Here is a 5,778-nt window from a genome sequence, read left to right on the forward strand (position 1 = left end):
CCTATCCCCTGTGTGCCTTGGCAGTCTCAGCCGGAGCTGGAACCGCCGCTGGTGAGTAGCGGGTTCCACGGGTTGCGGCCATTGCCGAAAACGCGGGAGGTGCTGGCGCCGGTCCAGCCGAATTCAGTGGTGGCGGTCTTGCCGAGGATGATCGCGCCGGCGTCTTTGAGACGGCGGATGATCGGCGCGTCTTGTGTGGGGACGTTGTCCACCCCAGTGAGCGAGCCGCGGGTGGTGCGCAGGTTGGCGGTGGAGAACAGGTCTTTGATGCCGAAGGGGATGCCGTGGAGCGGGCCTTTTATCTGCCCGGCCTCGGCGGCCACCGTCATGGCATGCGCCTGCTCAAGCGCGGCCTCGGTGTAGACGTCGCCGAAGGCATTCAGTGTGGAATTGTGGGTTTTGATGGACTCGAGGCTTTTCTCCACCAGTTGCACGGGGGTGAGTGTGCCTTGGCGGATGCTTTCGGCTGCGTACAGGACGCTGGGCATATCGGTCAGTGAGGTATCAGTCTTCATTGAGCATCCTGGGACATCTGCGAAATGGTCCAGCGGGTACGTCAATAGACGCCAAGGGAATGGCGGCTGTCAAGTTGGATTTGTTGTGTATGTGGGTTTTGTGGGTTTTATTTTTGTCGGAGATTTGGCTTACGAAAACGGGCCGGCTTAGCCGGGGATTTGGCGAAACGTCCGATAAGTAGCAGTGGATAGCTCTGACTTCTTTCTCTCACAAACCGCTGCAAAGTCCCTCGCCTGATTACAGCGCGAGGGAACGCCGATGTCTTTTTCGATTACTGCTCTGCCCGATGGGGCTGCCTCTTGAATCCCGCCATTGGCAGATTGGCCCTGGCCCCGATGAATGCGGAGACGAGGGACGTTGAGGCCGTCCTCCGCGACTTCAGGGAGTGCCTTAACACCTTTGATGATTGGGCTGAAAGCTTCTGGAGCTTTTCGGCGCTGGAAGTCGAGCAAGTGTTCAAGGTCGGGGATGAGGTGGCGCTGATCGCCACCAAAGCTACCTCTACGAACCCAACAGCTTCCGACCGTTAGCACTGCTGAAAGGCTACGGCCCGGAAGACGTAAAACCCTTCCACTACCAACTCGACCACCTCGGCACCCCACAAGAACTCACAGCACCCGATGGCGAAATCGTCTGGTCCGCGCACTACCGCGCCTACGGCCAAATCGCGAAGCTGGACGTCAATACCGTTACCAATCCGCTGCGCTTCCAGGGCCAATACTTCGCCCCGGAAAGCGGACTGCACTACAACCGCCATCGCTACTACAATCCGGACATTGGCCTCTATCTGACGCCTGATCCCGTGAAGCTCGCGGGTGGGCTGAACGGATACCAGTACGTGCCCAACCCTACGGGGTGGGTGGATCCGTTAGGATTGAGCACCAATTGCCCACCCGGAGGACGAAGTAACCCGAACTGCGGTGTTCCGGTTGAACCCGACGCTCCTGAGGTCTCTCGCAAAGGAGCTTTCAGACAAGCAAAAAGAGCTGCCAAGATACCGATGCGCCAAGACCCAGACATGGTAGTGAACCCAAGGACTGGAGCTTCAAAACAATATGAAATAGTAAAAATGACAGACAAAAATGGTGAAAGTATTTTGAATGACGCGGGCAAACCGATAAAGACCAGGGTATACAAAGAGCGATGGTTCTGAAGTACTGGTTCAAGACCATTCTGCCGGGCACCGATTCGGCAGCAAAGGCGGAACAGGTGACCAAGGCGCGCATTTCAACTTACGGCCCATAGAAAAACCAAGGAACGGTAACGTACCCGGCGCGAAGGAACATTACTTTTTCAAGGAGAAAAAATGAAATATTGGAATGAATTAGATGAAAGCATATTTTTCTGTAAGCTTTTTAGTCACCCAATCGAAATTGGCCGAATTTCTCTTTTTTCATTACAAATAGAGAACGATCAGCCCTCGCTAGGGCTGGGATTTGACATACCGGAATTCCCAGACAACTTACCAGAGAAATGGCAAAACAAAGGGTTCAACACTTGCAGACTCGGGCTTACCTGCTCGAACATCAGCGATTTGAAAATCACCAACATCCCAACCAAAGAAATTTTTTCCGCAACTATCGCGGAAGAAAACGGAATTCTTATATTCCAAGCCGCCGCAAAAAAATCCTCAATCGAATTCAAAGCGCAATTCATATCTCTGATTGGTCCTTCGGTTTACATAAACGGCCCTGAGGATGGTAAATTTTTAGCTAATCCCAAACACACCTAATTTGGATTATCCAACTTACGTAACGATCGGCCATATTTCCTGAGAACAAATACTCGCCCCCCTTAACTAAAGAAAATGTGATCATAAAAAAACCATATATATTCAGAGAATTACGGTTTGCAGGTGAATTGACGTGAGTTCTCACTGACTGCCCAAGAAAAAGACAAATTAATTTACTTAACTCGTTATTCAAAACTGAGAATTTGGATGGGGACGATTTACCGAGCTTATTCCCCACAAACTACTTCCTAAGCCATTGATTTTTTAGGGTCACCTTACGTTCTATCACCAAGAGGGCTTTTAGTTTATACAGCGCAAGCCTCACTCTACTCCGGCAATCGCTCCCCTCAACTCCACGCCACCACCAACAACCCCGCCCCCAACACCAGACACAACGGCGAGTAAAAAAACGTATCCAGCCGCGCAAAGCGCGACCCGCCGACCTTCTTGAAAAACCCCACCAGCTCCGAATCCCCAATCGCCCGGGCAAACATCACCAGCGCCACCGCACTGATCCCCCACTGCAACGCATGATTGGACACCGGCTCGAAATACAGTCCGGCCCGCAAACACACCAGCACTGCAATCGCCACCAATCCCACGCCCACCAGCAACGTGCCCAGCGCCGAGGGCTTGAACGCCGGGCGTGGCCCACTGGCGAATTCACCCGGCAGCTGCGGAATCGCCGCGGTAACCCCCAATTTGCCACCGGCCGCCCAGTACAAATGCACCAGGCTGATAAAGCCAAACACCCCGACGATCCATCGCGCGACTAAAAAGCTCATGGCTGGATATCCTTGGAAAAGTCCGAAAGAGGATAGACCTCTTGAGATTTTTTGCAGGCAATTCGTCGGCGGCTGATGGTAAAGTGCCGCCCCATGAAACTCGCCCGTACCGACCGCTCGCTCATTGCCTGGATGCTCTATTGCTGCGTCCTGTTCAATGTGTTCGCCTGCAGTATTGGCCACGGGCAAATGGTCGGGATGCAGCTCAACGGCATCGGCGGCCAGTTCTGTACGGTGGACCCGCGCACCCAGGCGCCAGCGCCTTACAAGTCCACCGATGAATCCCTGCCCACGCTCTCGAAAGCCTTCGGTTGCCCGCTGTGCTCAACCGGCGGCATGGGCCCGGCGCTCAGCTCCAGCCTCAATGTAGTCGTCCTGCCACAACCCCATGCGCCGCCGCCGGCCATCGTTGCCAGCGCCGACATTCCTGCCCGCTTCACCTGGCCTGCGGCTAATCCGCGCGCCCCACCCGCCTTCGCCTGATACCTGCGCTTTTTTGATTGGCACGTGTTGCCGTCTCCCTCGGGAGTACGGGCGGCTGCGCGTTGTTTTCAAGCCATGTTTTTCAGGATTCAACCATGAAACATCTACCTCTTTTGGCGGGCCTGTTCGGCTGCCTCCCTGTCAGCACCTGGGCGATTGAGCTGGCACCGACCACCATTGATGGCGAACAAACCGGCGAGCCCGGCCTGGCTCTGGACCAATCCAGTGGCATGGCCTCGCGCCTCGGGCTGAGCGTGCGGGAAACCCCGGCGTCCATCGCCATTGCCAATCGCAACGACATCGAACGTCGAGGCGCCAAGACGTTCCGGGACGCGGCCAATACCTTGCCCGGGGTCAACGCCAGCGCGCCGCCGGGGTTTGGCGGTTTTATTTCCTATCGGGGTTTTACCAGCAGCCAGATTACCCAGATGTTCAATGGCGTCGCCGTGTCGGGCGGCCTGGCGCGGCCGGTGGATGCGTGGATCTATGATCGGGTCGAACTGGTGGGCGGCCCCTCCTCGCTGATCAACGGCGCCGGTTCCGTCGGCGGTTCGCTGAACTACGTGACCAAACTGGCCACCCGCGAAGAACAGGCCGCCGAAGGGCAACTGACGTATGGCAGCTACGACACCGCCGGGATGGCCTTCGGCCTCAACCATGCGCTGACCGAACCGGGTGCCGAGGTGCAGCATTACGCGCGCCTGGACGTGAGCCGCAACACCAACCACACCTATATCGATCGCCAGCAGCGCGATGCCTGGAGCGTGGCATTTTCCCTGTTGAGTGATTTCACGCCGAACCTGTCCCACACCCTGGCGCTGGAATACCAGGACGAGCACGAAGACAGCCCCTATTGGGGCACGCCGGTGCTCAACCCGAAGTCGGGCGAGTTGAAGATCGACAAGCACAACCGCTTCAACAACTACAACGTGGCCGACGGCCGTTATGAGCAACGCACGATCTGGGTCCGGTCGATCATCGACTACCGGATCAACGACAGCACTACCCTGAAAAACACCCTCTATCACCTCGACAGCCAGCGCGACTATCGCAACCTGGAAACCTACCAGTACAACGCCGACAACAGCGCGGTGAATCGCTCCACGGCCTATCAGGTACGCCATCAAGGCGAGCAGAACGGCAACCAGTTCGAGCTGCGCCATGACGACACATTCTTCGGCTTGAGTACCACCTGGTCCGGTGGTTTTGAGTACAAGGTCAACAGCACCACCAACAACCCACTTAACGTGGCGGGTAAAAGTACGGTGGATCCGAACAACTACGATCCGGGGCACTTCTATGACATCCCCGGCACCAAACCCGGCTTCGATCCGGACAAGACCAACGCCGTCACCACCCAGGCATTGTTCGTCGAAAACCGCCTGGGGCTGACCGACAAACTGTCGCTGCTCACCGGCCTGCGCTATGACGCGATCGACCTTGAGGTCACCAATCACCGAGACATCACCGCCAGCAACCCGCGGCACGTCAAGCGCAGCTGGGAGCCGGTCACCGGGCGTATTGGCCTGACGTATCAGTTCATTCCGCAAGCCAATGTCTACGTGCAATACAGCACCGCCGCCGAACAGCCGAGCAGCACCACCCAGGTGTTCGACGTATCTACCGGCAAGCAGTGGGAAGTGGGCAGCAAGTTCGACTACCTGGACGGTCGTGGTTCGGCCACCGTCGCCGCCTATAAAATTGAGCGCAAGGACTTCGCCGTGACCGACCCGCAGGACCCGACCAACAGCATTCCCGTGGGCGCGCAGTCGTCCAAGGGTATCGAGTTGGCCAGTTCGTTGCGGGTTACGCCCAAATTATTGGTGGAGGGTAACTACGCCTGGGTCGATGCCGAGTACGAGGACTTCAATGAGAAAATCGCCAGCGGGGCCGTGGTGTCGCGCAAGGGCAACACGCCGACCAACGTGCCCAGGCAGGTGGGTAATCTGTGGCTGACCTATGACTTTGCCGAAGACTGGCAAGGTGGCGTGGATGCGCGGTATGTGGCGTCGGTGTATGCCGATAACGCCAACACCCTGACGGTGCCGGCGTATACCTTGTTCGGCACATTTTTGACTTACAAGGTGGATCAGCACACCTCTGTGACGGGTCGGGTACGCAACCTGACCAATGAGGTGTATGCCGAGTTTGCCCATGTGTCGCCGGCGTATTACCTCGGGTCGCCGAGGACGTTTGAGCTGGCGGTGCAGACGAAGTTCTGACACAAGCCCTGTAGGAGCCCGGCTTGCCGGCGATGGCAGC

At 56.8% G+C, this 5,778-nt stretch carries 6 protein-coding genes and 1 pseudogene; 6 read left to right on the forward strand and 1 reads right to left on the reverse strand.

The genetic code is table 11. The features are described from left to right. The first annotated feature begins 815 nt into the window (after positions 1-815). From MUM_RS0119480 to MUM_RS0119495, 4 genes and pseudogenes are all read left to right on the forward strand, one after another. Positions 816-1,046: a hypothetical protein gene (locus MUM_RS0119480; protein WP_010173121.1), complete on the forward strand. Its 231-nt coding sequence runs from the start codon at positions 816-818 to the stop codon at positions 1,044-1,046. Beyond that, positions 995-1,414: pseudogene (locus tag MUM_RS1000000135075) on the forward strand (RHS repeat domain-containing protein); the annotation flags it as partial. The gene MUM_RS0119480 and the pseudogene MUM_RS1000000135075, both read left to right, overlap by 52 nt. A 259-nt stretch (positions 1,415-1,673) precedes the next feature. Beyond that, on the forward strand, positions 1,674-1,826 hold the full coding sequence (locus MUM_RS1000000134795) for an HNH/endonuclease VII fold putative polymorphic toxin (protein WP_169389342.1): 153 nt from the start codon (positions 1,674-1,676) through the stop codon (positions 1,824-1,826). Continuing rightward, positions 1,823-2,248, forward strand: coding sequence for an Imm50 family immunity protein (locus MUM_RS0119495; RefSeq protein ID WP_010173125.1), 426 nt, complete (start codon positions 1,823-1,825; stop codon positions 2,246-2,248). Before MUM_RS1000000134795 ends, MUM_RS0119495 begins: the two co-directional genes overlap by 4 nt. Positions 2,249-2,595: 347 nt before the next feature. Here the strand turns inward: MUM_RS0119495 and MUM_RS0119500 are convergent, their stop codons facing one another. Further along, positions 2,596-3,033, reverse strand: coding sequence for a DUF3995 domain-containing protein (locus MUM_RS0119500; protein WP_003214721.1), 438 nt, complete (start codon positions 3,031-3,033; stop codon positions 2,596-2,598). Between the two features lie 93 nt (positions 3,034-3,126). Between MUM_RS0119500 and MUM_RS0119505 the strand changes: the two genes are divergently transcribed. Both MUM_RS0119505 and MUM_RS0119510 read left to right on the forward strand, forming a co-directional pair. Continuing rightward, on the forward strand, positions 3,127-3,516 hold the full coding sequence (locus MUM_RS0119505; protein WP_010173128.1) for a DUF2946 domain-containing protein: 390 nt from the start codon (positions 3,127-3,129) through the stop codon (positions 3,514-3,516). A 95-nt stretch (positions 3,517-3,611) separates the two neighbouring features. Continuing rightward, entirely contained in the window at positions 3,612-5,738 is a 2,127-nt protein-coding gene (locus MUM_RS0119510) for a TonB-dependent receptor (protein WP_029616009.1), read from the forward strand. Positions 5,739-5,778: the final 40 nt, after the last annotated feature.

The organism is Pseudomonas sp. PAMC 25886 (assembly GCF_000242655.1).
GTDB lineage: Bacteria > Pseudomonadota > Gammaproteobacteria > Pseudomonadales > Pseudomonadaceae > Aquipseudomonas.

Bases quoted from the DNA above. Each gene is read 5' to 3' on its own strand.
- MUM_RS0119495 (WP_010173125.1), top strand. From the start codon at position 1,823: ATGAAATATTGGAATGAATTAGATGAAAGCATATTTTTCTGTAAGCTT.
- MUM_RS0119500 (WP_003214721.1), bottom strand. From the start codon at position 3,033: ATGAGCTTTTTAGTCGCGCGATGGATCGTCGGGGTGTTTGGCTTTATC.
- MUM_RS0119505 (WP_010173128.1), top strand. From the start codon at position 3,127: ATGAAACTCGCCCGTACCGACCGCTCGCTCATTGCCTGGATGCTCTAT.
- MUM_RS0119510 (WP_029616009.1), top strand. From the start codon at position 3,612: ATGAAACATCTACCTCTTTTGGCGGGCCTGTTCGGCTGCCTCCCTGTC.